The sequence below is a fragment of the Salinicoccus sp. RF5 genome, assembly GCF_020786625.1.
Lineage (GTDB): Bacteria > Bacillota > Bacilli > Staphylococcales > Salinicoccaceae > Salinicoccus.
This window is the reverse complement of the sequence record NZ_JAJGRC010000003.1, coordinates 168,145-185,231: the sequence shown is the minus strand read 5'-3', so window position 1 is coordinate 185,231 and position 17,087 is coordinate 168,145. Positions and strand designations below refer to the sequence as shown.

15 protein-coding genes are annotated in these 17,087 nt (G+C 52.0%); 9 read left to right on the top strand and 6 right to left on the bottom strand.

Translation table 11 applies throughout. From position 1 onward, the window contains the following. Nucleotides 1–96: 96 nt before the first annotated feature. Nucleotides 97–945, top strand: coding sequence for an aldo/keto reductase (locus tag LLU09_RS10135; RefSeq protein WP_228311639.1), 849 nt, complete (start codon nucleotides 97–99; stop codon nucleotides 943–945). A gap of 75 nt (nucleotides 946–1,020) precedes the next feature. On the opposite strand, the gene LLU09_RS10130 is transcribed toward LLU09_RS10135, so the two are convergent. After that, nucleotides 1,021–2,022, bottom strand: a complete 1,002-nt coding sequence (locus tag LLU09_RS10130; protein ID WP_228311638.1) for a hypothetical protein — start codon at nucleotides 2,020–2,022, stop codon at nucleotides 1,021–1,023. A 410-nt stretch (nucleotides 2,023–2,432) separates the two neighbouring features. Between LLU09_RS10130 and LLU09_RS10125 the strand changes: the two genes are divergently transcribed. Both LLU09_RS10125 and LLU09_RS10120 read left to right on the top strand, forming a co-directional pair. Then, nucleotides 2,433–3,146 (top strand): aggregation-promoting factor C-terminal-like domain-containing protein, encoded by a 714-nt coding sequence (locus LLU09_RS10125; RefSeq protein WP_228311637.1) that lies wholly within the window; start codon nucleotides 2,433–2,435, stop codon nucleotides 3,144–3,146. A 149-nt stretch (nucleotides 3,147–3,295) separates the two neighbouring features. Then, the gene (locus tag LLU09_RS10120; RefSeq protein ID WP_228311636.1) at nucleotides 3,296–4,579 is read left to right on the top strand and encodes a CBS domain-containing protein; all 1,284 of its coding nucleotides are present in this window, start codon (nucleotides 3,296–3,298) and stop codon (nucleotides 4,577–4,579) included. Nucleotides 4,580–4,659: 80 nt separating this feature from the next. On the opposite strand, the gene LLU09_RS10115 is transcribed toward LLU09_RS10120, so the two are convergent. Together LLU09_RS10115 and LLU09_RS10110 are read right to left on the bottom strand one after the other, a co-directional pair. Then, entirely contained in the window at nucleotides 4,660–6,060 is a 1,401-nt protein-coding gene (locus LLU09_RS10115) for an MFS transporter (protein WP_228311635.1), read from the bottom strand. Beyond that, nucleotides 6,053–7,267 carry an amidohydrolase gene (locus LLU09_RS10110; protein WP_228311634.1) on the bottom strand — a complete coding sequence of 405 codons (1,215 nt, stop codon included), beginning with the start codon at nucleotides 7,265–7,267 and terminating at the stop codon, nucleotides 6,053–6,055. The genes LLU09_RS10115 and LLU09_RS10110 overlap by 8 nt, the downstream gene beginning before the upstream one ends. 209 nt (nucleotides 7,268–7,476) lie before the next feature. Here LLU09_RS10110 and LLU09_RS10105 point away from each other — a divergent pair, with 209 nt between their 5' ends. Then, nucleotides 7,477–8,610, top strand: a complete 1,134-nt coding sequence (locus tag LLU09_RS10105) for a trans-sulfuration enzyme family protein (protein WP_228311633.1) — start codon at nucleotides 7,477–7,479, stop codon at nucleotides 8,608–8,610. A 121-nt stretch (nucleotides 8,611–8,731) separates the two neighbouring features. On the opposite strand, the gene LLU09_RS10100 is transcribed toward LLU09_RS10105, so the two are convergent. Beyond that, on the bottom strand, nucleotides 8,732–10,138 hold the full coding sequence (locus LLU09_RS10100) for a sodium/glutamate symporter (protein ID WP_228311632.1): 1,407 nt from the start codon (nucleotides 10,136–10,138) through the stop codon (nucleotides 8,732–8,734). Nucleotides 10,139–10,279: 141 nt separating this feature from the next. Here LLU09_RS10100 and LLU09_RS12695 point away from each other — a divergent pair, with 141 nt between their 5' ends. Both LLU09_RS12695 and LLU09_RS10090 read left to right on the top strand, forming a co-directional pair. Beyond that, on the top strand, nucleotides 10,280–11,248 hold the full coding sequence (locus LLU09_RS12695) for a M23 family metallopeptidase (RefSeq protein ID WP_228311631.1): 969 nt from the start codon (nucleotides 10,280–10,282) through the stop codon (nucleotides 11,246–11,248). A 40-nt stretch (nucleotides 11,249–11,288) separates the two neighbouring features. Continuing rightward, nucleotides 11,289–11,759: a peptide-methionine (S)-S-oxide reductase gene (locus tag LLU09_RS10090; RefSeq protein WP_228311630.1), complete on the top strand. Its 471-nt coding sequence runs from the start codon at nucleotides 11,289–11,291 to the stop codon at nucleotides 11,757–11,759. 190 nt (nucleotides 11,760–11,949) lie between these two features. On the opposite strand, the gene LLU09_RS10085 is transcribed toward LLU09_RS10090, so the two are convergent. Next, nucleotides 11,950–12,045 carry a type I toxin-antitoxin system Fst family toxin gene (locus tag LLU09_RS10085; RefSeq protein WP_156964971.1) on the bottom strand — a complete coding sequence of 32 codons (96 nt, stop codon included), beginning with the start codon at nucleotides 12,043–12,045 and terminating at the stop codon, nucleotides 11,950–11,952. Nucleotides 12,046–12,146: 101 nt separating this feature from the next. Next, complete coding sequence (gene abc-f / locus LLU09_RS10080; RefSeq protein WP_228311629.1) at nucleotides 12,147–13,604, bottom strand: ribosomal protection-like ABC-F family protein; 1,458 nt, start codon at nucleotides 13,602–13,604, stop codon at nucleotides 12,147–12,149. Nucleotides 13,605–13,990: 386 nt separating this feature from the next. Here abc-f and LLU09_RS10075 point away from each other — a divergent pair, with 386 nt between their 5' ends. From LLU09_RS10075 to LLU09_RS10065, 3 genes are read left to right on the top strand one after another with little or no spacing between them, the layout of a single operon-like run. Then, nucleotides 13,991–15,736 carry a carbon starvation CstA family protein gene (locus tag LLU09_RS10075; RefSeq protein WP_228311628.1) on the top strand — a complete coding sequence of 582 codons (1,746 nt, stop codon included), beginning with the start codon at nucleotides 13,991–13,993 and terminating at the stop codon, nucleotides 15,734–15,736. Between the two features lie 13 nt (nucleotides 15,737–15,749). After that, nucleotides 15,750–16,007: a cory-CC-star protein gene (locus tag LLU09_RS10070; protein ID WP_040105886.1), complete on the top strand. Its 258-nt coding sequence runs from the start codon at nucleotides 15,750–15,752 to the stop codon at nucleotides 16,005–16,007. Nucleotides 16,008–16,028: 21 nt separating this feature from the next. Continuing rightward, a complete protein-coding gene (locus tag LLU09_RS10065) occupies nucleotides 16,029–16,961 on the top strand; it encodes an ArsA family ATPase (protein ID WP_228311627.1) in 933 nt (310 codons plus the stop codon). The last annotated feature ends 126 nt before the right edge of the window (nucleotides 16,962–17,087 follow it).

Below are 17,087 nucleotides of genomic sequence, written 5' to 3'. Positions count from 1 at the left end.
GATTGGAGCAGGTATGGGCGCATTCCTACCCATCAATTTTCATGAGTGGTAAAATGAATTCTGCACCACAAACCAGAAAATGTAAGGGGTATAGATATGGAACATTTGACTAGTACATTCAAGCTATCCAACGGAGTCGAAATCCCGAAGGTCGGTTTCGGCACATGGCAGACGCCGGATGGCGACACGGCAGTGAACGCCGTCACACAGGCACTCGTATCCGGCTACCGTCATATAGATACGGCAGCGGCCTATAAGAATGAAGGCAGTGTCGGCAAGGCGATCAGGGAATCGGGAGTTGCCCGTGAAGACATCTTCATCACAAGCAAGCTGTGGAATGAAGACCGTGGCTATGAGAATACGAAGAACGCTTTCGAGAACACACTCAAGGAACTCGGCACGGATTACCTCGACCTCTATCTCATCCACTGGCCGGCGAACGAAAAGCAGTTCGACGACTGGAAAGAGATCAACCTGGATACATGGAAGGCGATGACTGAGCTCTATAATGAAGGAAAGATAAAGGCCATCGGGGTCTCGAACTTCATGACGAACCATCTGGAAGCACTCCTCGATGCGGAAGTGAAGCCGATGGTCAACCAGATCGAATACCACCCGGGCCACACGCAGGACGCGGTCGTCGACCTCTGCCGGGAGCATGACATCCTGGTCGAAGCATGGAGCCCGATCGGTTCCGGCCGCCTGCTCGAGAATGAAGACCTCACAAAGATCGCCGATAAATACGAAAAGTCCGTCGCACAGCTGTGCATCCGTTATGTACTGCAGAACGATGTGCTGCCACTGCCGAAATCCGTCACCCCATCCCGCATCGAAGAGAACACGGACATCTTCGATTTCGAAATCATGGATGAGGACATGAAGACGATCGATGCGATGGAAAATATCGGTTTCTCCGGCATGGACCCGAACGACGTGGATTTCTAATATGTAATACAAAAAGGGAAGCTGTCAGAAGTTAGGACAGCTTCCCTTTTATACTTATCATGAATGCTTAAGTTATTAAAATGGATATAAATAAACCAAATCATTCATTTGAGTTATTAATTGTTCCGAGGTCGAAGCTGCATTTTCCATGGCAAATAAGTCTTCATTCTCGCTTGCATTAAATGTATCTCTTAAGTATTCTCCTATGTTTCGATCAAAGTCCAATAACTCCTCATGAAATCTTTGGTATTCAACCGGTACCATTTTTCCCGCGAGTTCCTCATCTAAACGTTCACTCATTAAATCGTAACCCATATGAGCACTATAAATTAGATCTTTAGCTCTTAAAGTCAGTCCTGCGTTTTCCAACTCCAGCCCAAACTCGCTTAAATCTTCACCTACAGTTATAAGCTGCACCATATAAGATTCCACTATTTCCTTATACTCTTCTGTAGATAGCTCAGCAACTTCTTCAGCTGCTTTCTCCGCTTCCTCTTGCTCAGGCTCCTCTTCAGCTGCCTTCTCCGCTTCTTCCTGCTTACGTTCCTCTTCAGCTGCCTTCTCCGCTTCTTCCTGCTTACGTTCCTCTTCAGCTGCCTTCTCCGCTTCCTCCTGCTTACGTTCCTCTTCAGCTGCCTTCTCCGCTTCTTCCTGCTTACGTTCCTCTTCAGCTGCTTTCTCCGCTTCTTCCTGCTTACGCTCCTCTTCGGCTGCCTTCTCTGCTTCTTCCTGCTTACGCCCCTCTTCGGCTGCCTTCTCTGCTTCTTCCTGCTTACGCTCCTCTTCGGCTGCCTTCTTTGCTTCTTCTTTATTAGTTTCTTCATGGACTTCATCAGACTCTTCGACAGCTTGAACCTCGTCCGGTTCATCGGTGATTATGTCTTCTGCTTCGTCGTCGCCTTGATTAAATACCACAAACAAAGCAAAAACTCCTGTAACAATCCATTTAGGTTTCTTGTCCCATTCAGAATAACGCCACATAAGATATAGACCTACTGGAAAAAACAATAGAAGGAACATAACAATAAACCAACTTTCTTTTTTATTGTTATTCCAGAAAGCGACTATTCTCTTCATAATCAAACCCTCTCCTCATTTATGTATTTGCTCTCAGCTATTAGGATGTAATCATTTACATATACTGTAACATAGTGGTTATTTTTAATCACCTTGTTATTCTATTAAAGTGATAACAGATGCTCTTATTACTACATCGTTATGTTGGCTCAATGAAAATCAAACCTTAGAAAATATAATTATCCATGGGGTTGTAATTTTCTCAAATATTACAGTCATATCTCCACATTACAGACACCCGTGTATTTTGTAATATCATTATTATTTGCCTGTAACCACAGGCGGGAATACACGTGTTATAGTGTGTCTTGTCTTGGAAAAAGCAGGACATCAAAACATGATGCACCCTGAAGATTAAAAACAATCAATTGATAAATAATATACCCATTCATGGAGGATGAGATTTTTTTATGAAGAAAACAATACTGACGACGACACTCGCACTTGGACTTGGCGTATCCGGCATCGCAGCCGACCAGAATGCAGAAGCTTCAGAGGTCAATAAAGACCAACTCGCGCAGATGGCGCAGAACAACTCAAGCGCACTGAACAATGCACCGATCCACGAAGGTGAATACAGCTACAACTTCACTGTTGATGGCGTCAACTACAACTTCGAATCCGATGGCACGTACTACACATGGTCCTATGGCGGCTACAGCGTAGAAACACCGGAAGTGGCAGAGGCAGCACCACAAGAGGCGCCTCAACAAGCGGCACCGCAGGTGACTGAAGAAGAAACGCAGGAAGCTGCGCCACAACAGCCAGCTGAAGTGGAAACTCAAGAAGAAGCACCACAGGTCGTTGAAGAAGAGCCGGTACAACAGACACAACAGGTTGAAGATGTACAGGCAGCAGCACCAGCAGCGAACGGTTCCACTAAGGAGCAGTTCCTTGCAGCAGGCGGTTCAGAAGCAATGTGGCAGCACATCGTAATGCCTGAATCCAGCGGTAACCCGCAGGCCGTCAATGAGCTTGGCTACAGAGGCCTTGGTCAGACGAAGGAATATTGGGGCACTGGTTCTGTAGAAACACAGACTGAAGGCATGCTCGACTATGCTGTTGAACGTTACGGTTCCGTAGAAGCAGCGATTGAATTCCGTCAAGCGAACAACTGGTGGTAAGATCTTCACCCCATTCAAAATCCGCATCACCTCAGACAGGTGATGCGGATTTTTTTTGTTATCCAGCTGAAAAATATAATATGAATATTTTCATTCCTGATGTAGTGATATAATTGAATCAATGACTACGTGGTACGGAGGTGATGTAGATGCAGGTGATCATTTCACATGTGAATACCGACTTTGATGCGCTTGCTTCATTGATTGCAGCAAGCAGGCTCCACCCGGACGCAGCAGTCGTCATCCCGAATGAACAGACGGCTCCTGTCAGGCAGTTCCTCGCCATCTACAGGGACAGCTTCAATCTGATCGAGGATACGCATGTCGACTGGACGGAAGTGACCGACCTGATCCTGGTGGATGTAGCGTCCATATCAAGGCTCGGCAACCACACCGGCAAACTCGATGAAGGACAGATGACCATCACCGTCTATGATCACCATACGCCGGGTGAAAATAATGTCAAAAGCGATCATGAAGTGATAGAACCGGTCGGTGCGACGGTGACCCTGCTGATTGAAGAGATCATAAAGCGGGGGCTTTCCGTGTCCCCGCTTGAAGCCACCCTATTCGGTCTCGGCATCTATACGGATACAGGCGCCTTCACATTCCCGAACACCACCAGCCGGGACTTCATCGCCGCGAGCTTCCTGCTGGAACAGGATATGAACCTAGAAGTGATCCAGCGGTTCTCCGACTATAAGCTGAACCCCGACCAGCAGCATCTCCTGACCGAGCTATTCAGCGATGCAAAGACGATCGATCAGGATGGGCTGACGCTGATTGTCAGTGCCCACCAGATCGACGGCTTCCTGATAGAGCTTGCGACGATCACCGACAAACTGCTGGAACTGAGCGGTGCCGATGCCGTGCTGACTGTGGTCAAGATGGAGAAGCATGTACACATCGTGGGCCGCGGGAATTCGAACAGGATCGATCTCCGTCCCCTGCTTGAAGCATTCGGGGGCGGCGGACATCCCCGGGCGGGTTCAGCCACAGTCCGGAAAAGTGAACTGGAGGATGTGGTGGCACAGGTGGATGATCATCTTGACCTTATTCTGAAAAAGGCGGTCATCGCCCGCGACATCATGTCGCATCCTGTCGAAACCATTACGCCCGATACCAGAGTCGAAGATGTCGAAAGTCTGATCGAACAGCGTGGATACTCCGGGTGTCCCGTCATGGAAGACGGCAGTCTGATCGGCATCATCACGCTGCGGGATATCGACAAGGCGAATCGGCATGATCTCGGCCATGCCCCCGTCAAGGCCTTCATGCGTGAGGACCCGGTCACCATCAAGCCTGAAACGACCATGGAGGAAATAGAGGAACTGATCATCACCCATAATATCGGCCGGCTGCCGGTGATGGAGGACGGCCAGCCAATCGGCATCGTCACCCGGACGGACATCATTCAGGTACTGCACAGCTGATTTGGTTTCTCCGACAGCGAAACGGATACAACATAAAAAATTGCCCACGCTCCAGTTTTGTAGCATGGGCAATTTTCAATTCATTCTACAATCTCATCCACTTTTTCCGGCAGGAATACTTTGATGAAGAGGAATGCCGTGATGATGATGGCGATGTTCACCATGAAGGCGCCGCTCGCCGCCCACTCGATGCCGAACAGGCCGTTCAGCAGGGAATAGGCCGAGACGAGAATCGCAATGCCGAACCCCTGCCCCAATGTCGACGCCATTTTGAATATCGCGGAGGCGACACCTGTCTTATCCGATGGCAGCGAGGACACTGCGGTATCCAGTGCAGGGGTGGCGAACAGTCCGACGCCCGCACCAAAGAATGAAAATCCGATCAGTGCGCTGATGATGAACCCGAGCCCATCGAAGAACGTCAGCGTCAGGAAGACCACGCCGACCGAAAGCAGTACCGGTGCGGCCATCAATGCCTTCTTCGGTCCATACTTGGCGATGCTCTTTTCGCCTACCCGCACGAGGAGCAGCAGCAGGATCACATACGGCAGTGTCACCAGTCCCGACTGGAAAGCAGTCAGCCCAAGGTTCGACTGTGTGTAGATGTTGAACACCGCGATGCTCCCGACGGACATGTTCAGCAGGAAGTTCCCTGCCGTGACGCCGGTATAGGAGCGATTGGCGAAGAGCGAGAAGTCGATGAGCGGTTTTTCCTTCTTCTTTTCCACCAAGTAGAAGGTGGCTGCACTGATTACGACCACCGCAATGAGCACGAGTGAGATGGGGCTGAGCCATCCGAACGTGTCACCCTGGGTGATGAATATGCTGAGGGCTGCCATCAGGATGGTGAAGATCGCAAGACCTGCATAGTCGAATGATAATCCGCCTTTTGGCAGTGGCACCGTATGGTGCCTCAATTCCTTCAAAAGGAACAGCGCGAGGAATGAGAGTGCAATGGAGATGATGAAGATCCATTGCCATCCCAGGTAGGTGGAGACGGCACCGCCGAAGAACGAGGCGAATCCGGTACCACCGAACGCACCGATGGACCACCAGCTCAATGCACCGCGGCGCTTCTCCCCTTCAAATATGCTGTTCAGTATGGAAATCGTCGCCGGCATGAGCATTGCGGCCGAGAAGCCTTGGATGACACGTCCCGCCAGCATGATGTATGCATTGCCGGTGATGATCAGCATCACGGAACCGATGATGCTCAGTATGATGCCGATGAAGGTGAACCGGACCTTCCCGAGCTTATCCGACAGGTTCCCGGCAGCCACCATGAATATGCCTGTGATGAGCGAGGTCAGGCTGATCGACAGGTTGATGATGCCCTGTGATGTATTGAAGGTGTTCTGCAGATTCGCACCCAGGTTCAGGAAGGTCTGTGCAAACAGCCAATAGGTCAGGATCGCAAGCACGATTCCGAGGATGATCATATTCCCCGAGCGGTTCGACACGCCCCCGGCTTCATTATTCATTTCCGTCACCCTTGCCCAGATTTTCCAGACGGCTGAGTACAATCTCACCCAATGATTTGGCACAGATCAGGAGGCTGTCTTCATTGACTTCAAATTTCGGATGGTGGTTTGGATAGGCGGTCTCCACGCCTTCCGGCTTCGCCCCGACGAACAGGAATACGCCCGGTATCTTCTCCAGGTAGTATGCGAAGTCCTCGGAGGCGGACTGCGGTTCAGGGTTTGTATACTTGTCGAAATACGTGCCCTCCGACGCCATGAGGATCTCCTCCAGGAACTCGCATTGTTCCGCATGGTTATGGGTTACAGGATAATCATAGACGTAGTCCAGCTCACATTCGACATCAAACATGTCTTCGATGCTCTGCACGGCCTTCTTCATCGATTCGTAGAGGAACTCTTTGCTGTCGGTCTCGAGATACCGCGCAGTCCCCCTCAATGTGACGCTGTCCTGGATGACGTTATAGCCGCCCGGTGCATCGAAGGCCGTCACGGACAGGACCGTCGAATGCATGGGATTGGAGAACCTCGAGATGATCGTCTGGGCGTTGGTGATGAAGTAGGCGCCCGCGACGAGGGCATCCTTCGTCGTATGCGGCATGGCACCGTGGCCGCCCTGCCCTTTTATCTTGAGGTCGAAGTTCGAACGGCCCGTGAGTGCATTTCCCTTCACAAGGCCGATTTCGCCCTGGTCGATCGTCGGCAGGACATGGATGCCGTAGACTTCATCCAGGTCATCGAGTACGCCTGATGCCATGATGCTCTTCGCACCGCCCGGCGGCACTTCTTCAGCATGCTGGTGGATCAGTTTGATCCGGCCATTCCATTCATCCTTCAGCTCGATCAGTGATTCACCCAGTATCAGGAGGTACGCCGTATGTGCGTCATGGCCGCATGCATGCATCACGCCGTCATTCTTGGATTTGAATGGCACATCCGCCTGCTCCTGGATCGGCAGTGCGTCAAAGTCCGCCCGCAGTCCGATTACGGGGCCGTCCCCCTTCCCTTCGATTTCCACAATGATGCCATGGCCATTCCCGACTTCGGATTTGACCTTCACATCCTGATCCTTATAGAAATTGAGGATGTACTTTGCCGTCTCCGCTTCTTCAAACGACAGTTCCGGATTCTCATGCAGATGGCGGCGGATTTCCACCATCCGTTCTTCCTTCTCTTCCAGCTTCTTGAATAATTTTTCCTTCAATTGCATCTTAATGACTCCTTTATTAAAAAATTCACATTATTCTTCACTACCATTAAAACATATATCAGCTTTCCATACGTGAAACAGATATGAAATTTTAAGCATAATTTCAATGGCCCTCATCAAAGACATATCGAAATCGCATTCCATTGAATGATTATTCAGTCAATAAGTTATATAATGGGGAGTATACATTTTAGAAGAGAGGGATATTTATGCGTTTTGAAACAAAAGCCGTCCATGCAGGACGCAAGGTCGACCCCGTCACAGGCGCGGTCACGACACCAATCCACCTATCCACTACATATGAGCGGGCTGAAGATGGGTCCTATACGGATGGCTTCATGTACAGCCGGGGGGACAACCCGAACCGCCGGTCGCTGGAAGCATGCCTGACGGAACTTGAAAATGGATATGACTGCGTGACATATGCTTCAGGCATGGCGGCGATCGCCTCGGTGATCGAATCCCTGCCTGCTGAGAAATCCCAGCGCATCGTCATGGCTGATGATATGTATTTCGGCGTCCGCACATTGATCGGCGAGACGGACATCGGCAGACGGTATGACATTGTCACAGTCGACATGACCGACCTCAACGCCGTGAGGGAAACGGTCGAGGAGGCGGATACCGGACTCGTCTGGATGGAAACCCCGTCCAATCCCCAGATCAAGATCACCGACATCGAAGCCGTCGTCGAGATTGCCACAGAAGCCGGCGCCTACACCGTCATAGACAATACAGCCGCCACACCGATGCTGCAGAATCCGCTCGCCCTCGGCGTCGACTTCTCGCTCCATTCCGTCACCAAGTACATCGGCGGCCACAGCGACCTGCTCCTCGGCGCGGTCGTTGCGAAAGAGGATACACAGATGCTCACCAACCTGCGCAACTGGCAGCATGCCAAAGGCGCTGTGCCATCTTCATTCGACTGCTGGCTGGCCCTACGCGGTGTGCAGAGCCTGTCTGCACGGATGCGTGTCCACTGCGCCAATGCCAAAGAGATCGCCGACTTCCTGAAGCAGCATGACAGGGTCGAAGTCGTCCATTATCCAGGGCTTGAAAACCATCCGAGCCATGAGGTCGCCAAGAAGCAGATGAGCGATTTCGGCGGACTCTTGTCGTTCCAGGTCAAAGGCGGAGAGAAGGAGGCGCTCACAGTCGCCAATACTGTCGCGCTCATCACGCAGGCCACGAGCCTCGGTGGCACCCACAGCTATATCGAGCACCGCTACTCTGTGGAAAAGGAATTGACACGTGCGCCCGAGAACCTGCTCCGCCTGTCCGTCGGCATAGAAAATATCGATGACCTGAAGGAAGATCTCGATCAGGCGCTGAGTAACATATAGATCAGACAATTGATGCAATCCCGCTAGATCAAAAAAGGACGAATGGCCCATCACCAGAAAGTGGATGGACTGCCATTCGTCCTTTAGCATATTTTTCTATCTATAGTGCATGGAGAGCACTCTATTCCGCCTTCTTCCTGCCGAAATAAAGCAGTCCCATGAGCAGCCCGATCAGCAGCATGGCCGATGCAAAGATGAGGAACGGAATCGGGCCGAACTGGAAGATGAGCGGCGCGGATAATGCTGTGACGAGGCCGCCGCCAAGGAACGGCTCGAACACGAGCTGCTTGTAGCCGAAACCTTCAAGTGCAGGGGATTCGGTTTCAGGGTCGGCCACGCGGATCAGCATCAGACCGGTGGCTGTAACACCCGTCGACTGGCCGAAGTCACCGATGGCCCGCTCAAGCCAGTAGTCCGGCAACATCCTTGGTCCGAAGACGAAGAACCCGAATACGTTCCACAAGATGCCGAACAGGGCGAGCAGCAGGAACGGTACAAGGTACTCCCCGAGGACCGCCAACGACACGGTCGCAATGGCACTGATGATGAGTATATCGAGGGCGAAGCCCTGGATGCTTGTAATCATCTGCCTGTCGACGAGACGGTGCTTGTCATATTTGTCCACGAAGAACTGGACGGCCAATCCCCCGAACATCGCCAACGGGAACAGCGGCACATATGTCATGAAGTCCGATCCGAACAGCGCAGCTTCGAGCCACGTGATGCCCTCCAGCAGCAGATAGCCGATGAAGATGGCGAGTCCGACGATGGTGAAATGGAATGTAAGCGTCTCGATCGATTCCGACCTGACCGTCTTCTCAGGTCCGGAATTGCGGTCTTCCTCCTCGACGATGCCTGCCTTCTTCATCGCTGACATCCCTTTTACATTGCTGATGATCTTCGTCTTGTCCCTTCGGACACCCCAGTTGATCAGGATGATGCCGATGATCACCCCGCTCAGGATGCCGACAGTGGCCATACCGACAGCGAGGTCATACGCTTCCGGAAATCCTAGGTCCGCGAATGTCTCCTGCAGCCCGGCAGCCGTACCATGTCCGCCCTCGAAGCCGATCTCAATGAGTGCACCGACAAACGGCGGCATGTCATAGAACGGGACCAGGACCAGCAGTGCCAGCAGCAGGCCGATGACATACTGCCCCCAGCCAAGGGACCAGCCGAACGCCAGCTGCGGCCCCCCGACATTCCAGATCCGCTTCAACCCCGGCAGGACAGTGCCGATGAACAACGTCGCAAATACGATATTGATCATGAGTCCGGGAAGTGACGACCAGACTTCCATGATCTCTTCGGTCAATATTCCGGTCGTCCAGAATGAGTCCTCCCCGACGAAGTTACCGGCAATCCGCCCCAGTACGCCCGGGCCCAAAAACAACGCCAAAAATCCTCCGATGACCGACGCCGGGAGGAAAAGGTTCTGCATCAATTCAACACGCATCCGGATCCATTTTCCGAGCAGGAGTAAGATTCCCAGGATCAGCAGCGCAAATCCGATGTGCTCCGGACTCATATTTACACTCCTCTCAAATATTTCTTAAAAAATACGCACCTTCCCCTAATTACCGCCCATAAACGATAGTTAGTGTTATCCCCCTCTTCCCAACAATGATAATATGGAAACGTGAAACCAATGACAAAACGGAGGGGTTCTGTGAGTAATCATCGTTCCAACGGCAAAATCGATCCCGATAATTTCGGGGAGGCTTTCCTGAATGAAAGCCCTAAGTCCATTTATGACCAGTGCATCTCGGACTTCAAGCACATCATCCCCTTAGACCAGTTCGAGAAGATGGTGCACGGATACAACCAGGGAGTCAACCAGTATAAGCTGGAGCACATCTCCCATCTTGGGGAGCACCGGCACTATCTGTGGCGCGATCAGAGTGGCAAGAAGGCACTCAGTGTCTATTTCGACTCGGCCGACCTGATCCACCGGCTCGTGGTGCATGAGTATAAGACGTTCCCGAAAACCGACGCCACCCTGTCGGAGATCTCCTACACCATGCCGGTCAAAGACGACTGGCTCGTCTTCTGGGGCGGTGCCAATGAATTCATCAACTACCATTACGCCTACCCTTCCCAGAGGTATGCATACGACCTGCTGATCATGGAGAAGGGAAAGACCCATAAGGGCACACCGATGAAAAATGAAAACTACCATGCCTTCAATAAGGACATCATCGCCCCCGCCGGTGGCAGGGTGGTCAAGGTGCTCAACAATATACCGGATAATATGCCGGGTGAGATGAATGAAAAGCAGCCCGCCGGCAACTACATCATCCTCCAGCATGCCAATAAGGAATACAGCCTCCTCGCCCACCTGAAGGAAAACTCGATCAAGGTCGATAAGGGCGATATCGTTCAGACGGGAGATATCATAGCGAAATCCGGCAACTCCGGCAATTCCTCGGAAGCCCACATCCACTTCCAGGTGATGGACGCACCGAAGATCCACAAATGCAAGTCCATCCCCATCCGCTTCAACGACCAGAGCAGCCCGGTCCAGGGAGACATCGTCACACGCACTTTGGGTGACACAGCCAAAAAATTCGATCCGGATGCACTCGGGCCTGAAGGCAGTCCCCTCATCCCGGAGTTTCTGACAAGAATATTCAAGTGATGCATTATGCATCAGAATAAATATTTGAGGAGCAATCAACATGGAAACCGTATACTTGGCCGGCGGATGCCTATGGGGCGTCCAGGCCTTCATCAAGACCCTGCCCGGTGTCACTTCAACAGAAGCAGGCCGGGCAAACGGCACCAGTGATACACTCGATGGCGAATATGACGGGTACGCTGAATGTGTAAAGACGGCATTCGATCCGGCAGTCACCTCCATCGATGCCCTGATGGGCCACCTGTTCGAGATCATCGATCCATACAGTGTGGACCGCCAGGGTGAGGATGTCGGCAAGAAGTACAGGACTGGATTATATAGCGAAGACCCGAAGCATCTGGAAGAAGCGGAAGCATTCATAAAACAGAGGGATGACCACGCACAAATCGCCGTCGAAGTACTGCCCCTCACCAATTATGTAAGAAGTGCAGAGGAGCATCAGGACCGGCTGGATAAGTGCCCCAATGACTATTGCCATATCCCGAAGGAACTGCTTATGAAATACCAATGAATGTACCTTTCATCAATGGGACAATGCTTCGAATCAAAGGTTAAAGCTACCGTTCCCATTGCACTGGATTTCAGGGCGCGACGGTGTTATAATACAAGTAACAAATAGGATGCTGTATATGAAACACCGAACCCCCAATCTATGGCAGTAGATTGGGGGTTTTATTTGGTGTATTGTCTTCGCCATCTGGTCAGTCGTCACGATTGTTGAGCCAATAGGCGAACAACGTGAGGGTTACACCTGTGATGACAGGTGCAACCAAAACTTCAAATAGGGTGCTGTACATGACTTCACCTCCTTCCATGCTGTTACAGCACGGAAGTGGACCAGATGACTGCCATCATTTTATCATAAATGCACCCTTCCATTATTGTTGCCGGGTACTGTTCAATCTACAATCTTAAGCTTCCCATCTTCAATCCGGTAGACGATATCCGCCACCCGTTCGACGAAGTACTTGTCGTGGGAGGTCAGGATGACTGTGCCTTCGTAAGCTTCGATGAAGGACTCCAGTGCTTCGATCGTATCCAGGTCGATGAAGTTCGTCGGCTCATCGAGTATGATGACATTCGACGGCTTCACGAACAGCAGTGCCAGGGAGACACGGGTCGCCTCACCGCCACTCAAGTTATGCAGTGGCTTCGACACCTCATCTTTTTTAAACCCGAGATTCTGAAGGATGCTCCTCACGACCGGCTCCCTGTACTCCGTCTGTTTCATGAGATGACTGAGGACGGGCGCGTCTGTAGACATCCTGTAGTCCATCTGCCTGTAGGTCTCGATTGTGACTTTCGGAGAAATGTCCATGCCTGGGGCATAGTTCCTGATTTCATGAAGCAAGCTCGATTTACCCGAGCCATTGCTGCCGGTTATTGCTATGACTTTCCCCAGGGGAAACTGGAAGCTGACATTATCGAGCAGCACCTTTTCTCCCCGCTGAACGGTGAGGTCCTGCGCCATGATCGGGAATTTGTTATGGATCTCCATCGATTTCGGCATGGGGAACCTCAGTTGTCTGTCCGCCGCCAACTGTTCGACTTCATCCAACTGGCCTATTCTCGATTCAATCGCTTTCGCGGCCTTGAATGCCTGTTTCTGCACCGTGTCCTTCTGCTTGCTTGAGCTCAGACGGTCGGGTTTCACATCCTGCTTTCTGGACTTGTCTCCAGACCCCATCCTGCTCGCCTTCTCCAGCTGCTTCCTGGCCGCCTCCTCAAGCCTTTTCTTCTCTTTTATAAAGTTTTCATGCTGCCTTTCAGTCTCGAGCCGCTCGATTTCCTTCTGAGCGACGTAGTCATCATAGTTTCCTATATATTCCTTTACGTTACCATCCGACACTTCCCATATCTTTTCAACGATGCTGTTGATGAAATGCCGGTCGTGGCTGACGCATATCAAAGTACCGTAATAGTACTTCAGTTCATCGATCAGCAGTTCGACGCCCGCCTCATCAAGATGCGTCGTCGGTTCATCCAGCAGCAGACCGAGCTTGTACTCGGACAATGTGTGAGCGAGACGGAACTTCGTCTCCTCACCGCCACTGAGTCCTTCGTTGTCCGGCACATTCAGCCGGCTCAGTAGTTCGAAGTTGAAATCTTCACCGACTGGAACCGCGGGTTCCCCGATCTGGGAGAAATAATTGAAGTCCGTCTCCACCTGCACACTGCCCTCGAAATCGTTGAATGTGCCTGCAATCATCTTCAGCAGTGTCGACTTGCCTGCCCCGTTCGGGCCGATGATGGCTATCCTGTCGTTCATATACGCCGATAGTGCTTCAATGTGGAATAGATCTTTGTTGCCGAATGTGACATGTACATCTTTCAATCTTACTGATAGTTCGTTCATTATAATTTGCACTCCTTATGAGCCTGCAAACTATATTATTTCGCGCACAAAAAAGAGACAGCCTAAGCCATCTCCCACTCTTGTTACAGGACGGTCCTTAAAATGGACACACTCATCCCTTTGAGAATATAGTTTGGCAAGACTTTTGAATATTCTATTCTGTTAGCTATTCAAATCAGTCTGCCAAATTCTCGGGATACCCATTTCCAGAACCTCCTTACGTTTATTTGCCTTTATTCTAGCATATTTATGGGAGAAACAGAAGCCGCCCTCACCTGTCCACCAAACCAAAGTATTTCTTCCTCTTTCCCTCAACATCACATTTACAATTGTTAGAAAATTCGGTAAGCTTATATGTAAATATAATACAAGAAGGAGGAACTTCAATGAATGCCATACTCGTCGCAATCATCGGCCTCGGCGTCTTCGTCCTGGGCTACCGCTACTACTCCAAGTTCATCGCAGAACGCATCTACCGGCTCGATCCCAACTACATGACGCCTGCCCACAAGTACAAGGACGGCGTCGACTTCGTACCTACGAACAAATTCGTCCTCTGGGGCCACCACTTCACATCCGTCGCGGGGGCGGCACCGATCCTCGGGCCTGCCATCGCCGTCTACTGGGGCTGGCTGCCGGCCTTCCTGTGGGTCATCCTCGGGACCGTATTCGCCGCCGGGGTCCACGACTTCGGTACACTCGCAGTATCCGTCAGGAATAAAGGCCAGTCGATCGGTACGATCGCAGAGAAGTTCATCGGCCGGCGCGGGAAGATCCTGTTCCTGTTCATCATCTTGACACTCGTGCTGATGATCAATGCGGTATTCGCCTGGGTCATCGCGAACCTGTTCATTACATACCCGGCAAGCGTCCTGCCCGTCTTCATCCAGATTCCACTCGCGATATGGATCGGGTATGCGGCATACAAGAAGAACATGAAGATGCTCGTCCCGTCACTGATTGCGCTTGCGGTCATGTACTTCTTCGCCGTCATCACGGCGGAAGTATCCTGGCTGCAGATCGACCTCGTGTCCTATATGGGCGGTGAGGAGGCTGCGGGACTGTTCGGCCTCGGTGCCGTATCGACGGCCTTCATGATCTGGATCGTCATCCTGCTCATCTATGTCTATATCGCATCGACCCTGCCGGTATGGAAGCTGCTCCAGCCACGGGATTTCATCAACTCCCACCAGCTGACCGTCGGACTGCTCATCCTGTATGCAGGTCTGCTTCTGACGAATCCGACGATCAATGCACCGGCGACGAACGCCGATGCGGACACATCCTGGCTGCCGTTGCTCTTCATCACGGTTGCCTGTGGTGCGATCTCCGGTTTCCACGGACTCGTATCTTCGGGTACCTCATCCAAGCAACTGGATAAGGAAACGGATGCCCGCTTCGTCGGCTACTTCGGTGCCGTCGGCGAGGGGATCCTTGCACTCATCTCCATCATCGCCGTCGTAACGCTGTTCAGCAGTGTGGATGACTTCTCTGCCACCTACTCGAGCTTCAATGAAGCCAATGCAACCGGCCTCGGCAACTTCGTCGAAGGGGCTGCGATTCTTGCCGGTGGCCTCGGCATCCCGGCGGCTGTCGCGACAACGATCGTATCCATCATCGTCGTCAGCTTCGCTGCCACGACGCTCGATACGGCAGTCCGACTCATGCGCTACATCATTGCCGAAATCGGCACTGAATATAAAGTACCGTCACTCACGAAGAAGCATGTGGCAACAAGCATCGCCGTTGTTTCCACTGCTGCACTTGTACTGATTCCGGAAGGTCCGAACGGATTCGGTTCCGGCGGCTATCTCATCTGGCCGCTGTTCGGTACATCCAACCAGCTGCTTGCGGGCATCAGTCTGCTGCTGATTTCCATCTGGCTGAAGCGCCAAGGCATCAACTATGCCGTCACGCTCATCCCGATGATCTTCCTGATGTTCATGACGCTTTATGCCATGTTCGTCCAGGTGTTCTTCGAATGGGCCTGGTACGCCGACGGCTCCAACCTGCTGCTGTTTGTACTCGGTGCCATCATCTTCGTCTTCGCCATCTGGATCGTCATCACTTCCATCCAGGCGCTCTCCGGCAAGTTCGATGATGAACTCGAGAAGCACCGCAATGACGAGTAAGGAGGGATAACCCATGCTCGACAATATCAAGAAGCTGATCCGGTACTACGAGGAAGTGCTCGAAATGCCACACCGTACGGAAGTCGCCAGGGAGCTGAGGGACCAGGATGATCTCTTCCTGCTCCTCCTCTACTCCGAGATGATCGGCATACCGAATCCGGTCTACTACTACACGCTGGAACTGTATCCGCACATCATCGAGGACTTCCACGACTGGCATCTCCGCATGGGGATGGACAAGTCGCCGTTGACCGGCATCCGCTGCTGCTGACTATACTAAAGGAGCATATCCATGAGCATTCATACAAAGAAGATCCTGTTCATCGGCGGTAAGGGCGGCGTGGGAAAATCCACATCCGCTGCCGCCATCGCATGGCAACTCGCAAAATCGGGGAAGAAGACGCTGCTCGTCTCGACCGATCCGGCCCATAACCTCGGGCATATCTTCTCGCGGGACATCGGCGGGGAAACAGTGGAAATTGCCGATAACCTCCATGCGCTTGAGATCGATCCGGAGCATGAGACGAAGAAGTACATCGACTCGGTGAAGGAGAACATCAAGGGCACCGTCCAGTCCAGCATGATCGAGGAGGTCAACCGCCAGCTCGATACCGCCCAGGCATCACCCGGTGCGGATGAATCGGCGCTGTTCGACAAGCTCGTCTCCATCATCCTCGAGGAGGAAGGCGAATACGACCATCTCGTCTTCGACACCGCCCCCACCGGCCATACCATCCGGCTGCTTACACTGCCGGAACTGATGGGCGTGTGGATCGAGGGGCTCTTGAAGAAGCGGCAGAAGACGAACGAGAACTATACCCAGCTCCTGAATGACGGGGAACCGGTTGAGGACCCGATCTATGACGTGCTGCTCACCCGGCAGAACCGCTTCTCACGGGCACGGGAAATCATGCTCGAGTCCGGCAAGACGGGTTTCATATTCGTCCTGAACCCGGAAAGGCTGCCGATACTTGAAACCAAGAAGGCTGTGGGCCTCCTCGACAAGTATCACCTGCATGTGAAGACACTCATCATCAATAAGGTGCTGCCCGATGAAGCCGACGGCACCTTCCTCGCACAGAGGCGGGAGCATGAACAACGGTACCTGAAGGAGATTGAAGACACCTTCACGGATCAGAACCTCATCCGGGTGCCCCTGCTCCCCCATGACATCACGACGATCGAGGAGCTAGACCGATTCAGTGAGTACTATGAGATGGACTGAGAAAAATAATAGGAGCCTCCACCACTGTGGAGACTCCTATATGTTGAATCTATTGGAGCAGAGCAATCTGCTCCTTTTTTATGGACTTTAAAAGTAATGGTTAGTTTCAGTCAGAAGCGGTAAAAG

Excerpts from the sequence above, each read along its gene's own strand:
- LLU09_RS10130 (WP_228311638.1), bottom strand. The coding sequence starts at position 2,022 with ATGAAGAGAATAGTCGCTTTCTGGAATAACAATAAAAAAGAAAGTTGG.
- LLU09_RS10065 (WP_228311627.1), top strand. The coding sequence starts at position 16,029 with ATGAGCATTCATACAAAGAAGATCCTGTTCATCGGCGGTAAGGGCGGC.
- LLU09_RS10070 (WP_040105886.1), top strand. The coding sequence starts at position 15,750 with ATGCTCGACAATATCAAGAAGCTGATCCGGTACTACGAGGAAGTGCTC.
- abc-f (WP_228311629.1), bottom strand. The coding sequence starts at position 13,604 with ATGAACGAACTATCAGTAAGATTGAAAGATGTACATGTCACATTCGGC.
- LLU09_RS10100 (WP_228311632.1), bottom strand. The coding sequence starts at position 10,138 with ATGAGTCCGGAGCACATCGGATTTGCGCTGCTGATCCTGGGAATCTTA.
- LLU09_RS10110 (WP_228311634.1), bottom strand. The coding sequence starts at position 7,267 with ATGCAATTGAAGGAAAAATTATTCAAGAAGCTGGAAGAGAAGGAAGAA.
- LLU09_RS10135 (WP_228311639.1), top strand. The coding sequence starts at position 97 with ATGGAACATTTGACTAGTACATTCAAGCTATCCAACGGAGTCGAAATC.
- LLU09_RS10120 (WP_228311636.1), top strand. The coding sequence starts at position 3,296 with ATGCAGGTGATCATTTCACATGTGAATACCGACTTTGATGCGCTTGCT.
- LLU09_RS10115 (WP_228311635.1), bottom strand. The coding sequence starts at position 6,060 with ATGAATAATGAAGCCGGGGGCGTGTCGAACCGCTCGGGGAATATGATC.
- LLU09_RS10075 (WP_228311628.1), top strand. The coding sequence starts at position 13,991 with ATGAATGCCATACTCGTCGCAATCATCGGCCTCGGCGTCTTCGTCCTG.
- LLU09_RS10085 (WP_156964971.1), bottom strand. The coding sequence starts at position 12,045 with ATGTACAGCACCCTATTTGAAGTTTTGGTTGCACCTGTCATCACAGGT.
- LLU09_RS10125 (WP_228311637.1), top strand. The coding sequence starts at position 2,433 with ATGAAGAAAACAATACTGACGACGACACTCGCACTTGGACTTGGCGTA.
- LLU09_RS10090 (WP_228311630.1), top strand. The coding sequence starts at position 11,289 with ATGGAAACCGTATACTTGGCCGGCGGATGCCTATGGGGCGTCCAGGCC.
- LLU09_RS10105 (WP_228311633.1), top strand. The coding sequence starts at position 7,477 with ATGCGTTTTGAAACAAAAGCCGTCCATGCAGGACGCAAGGTCGACCCC.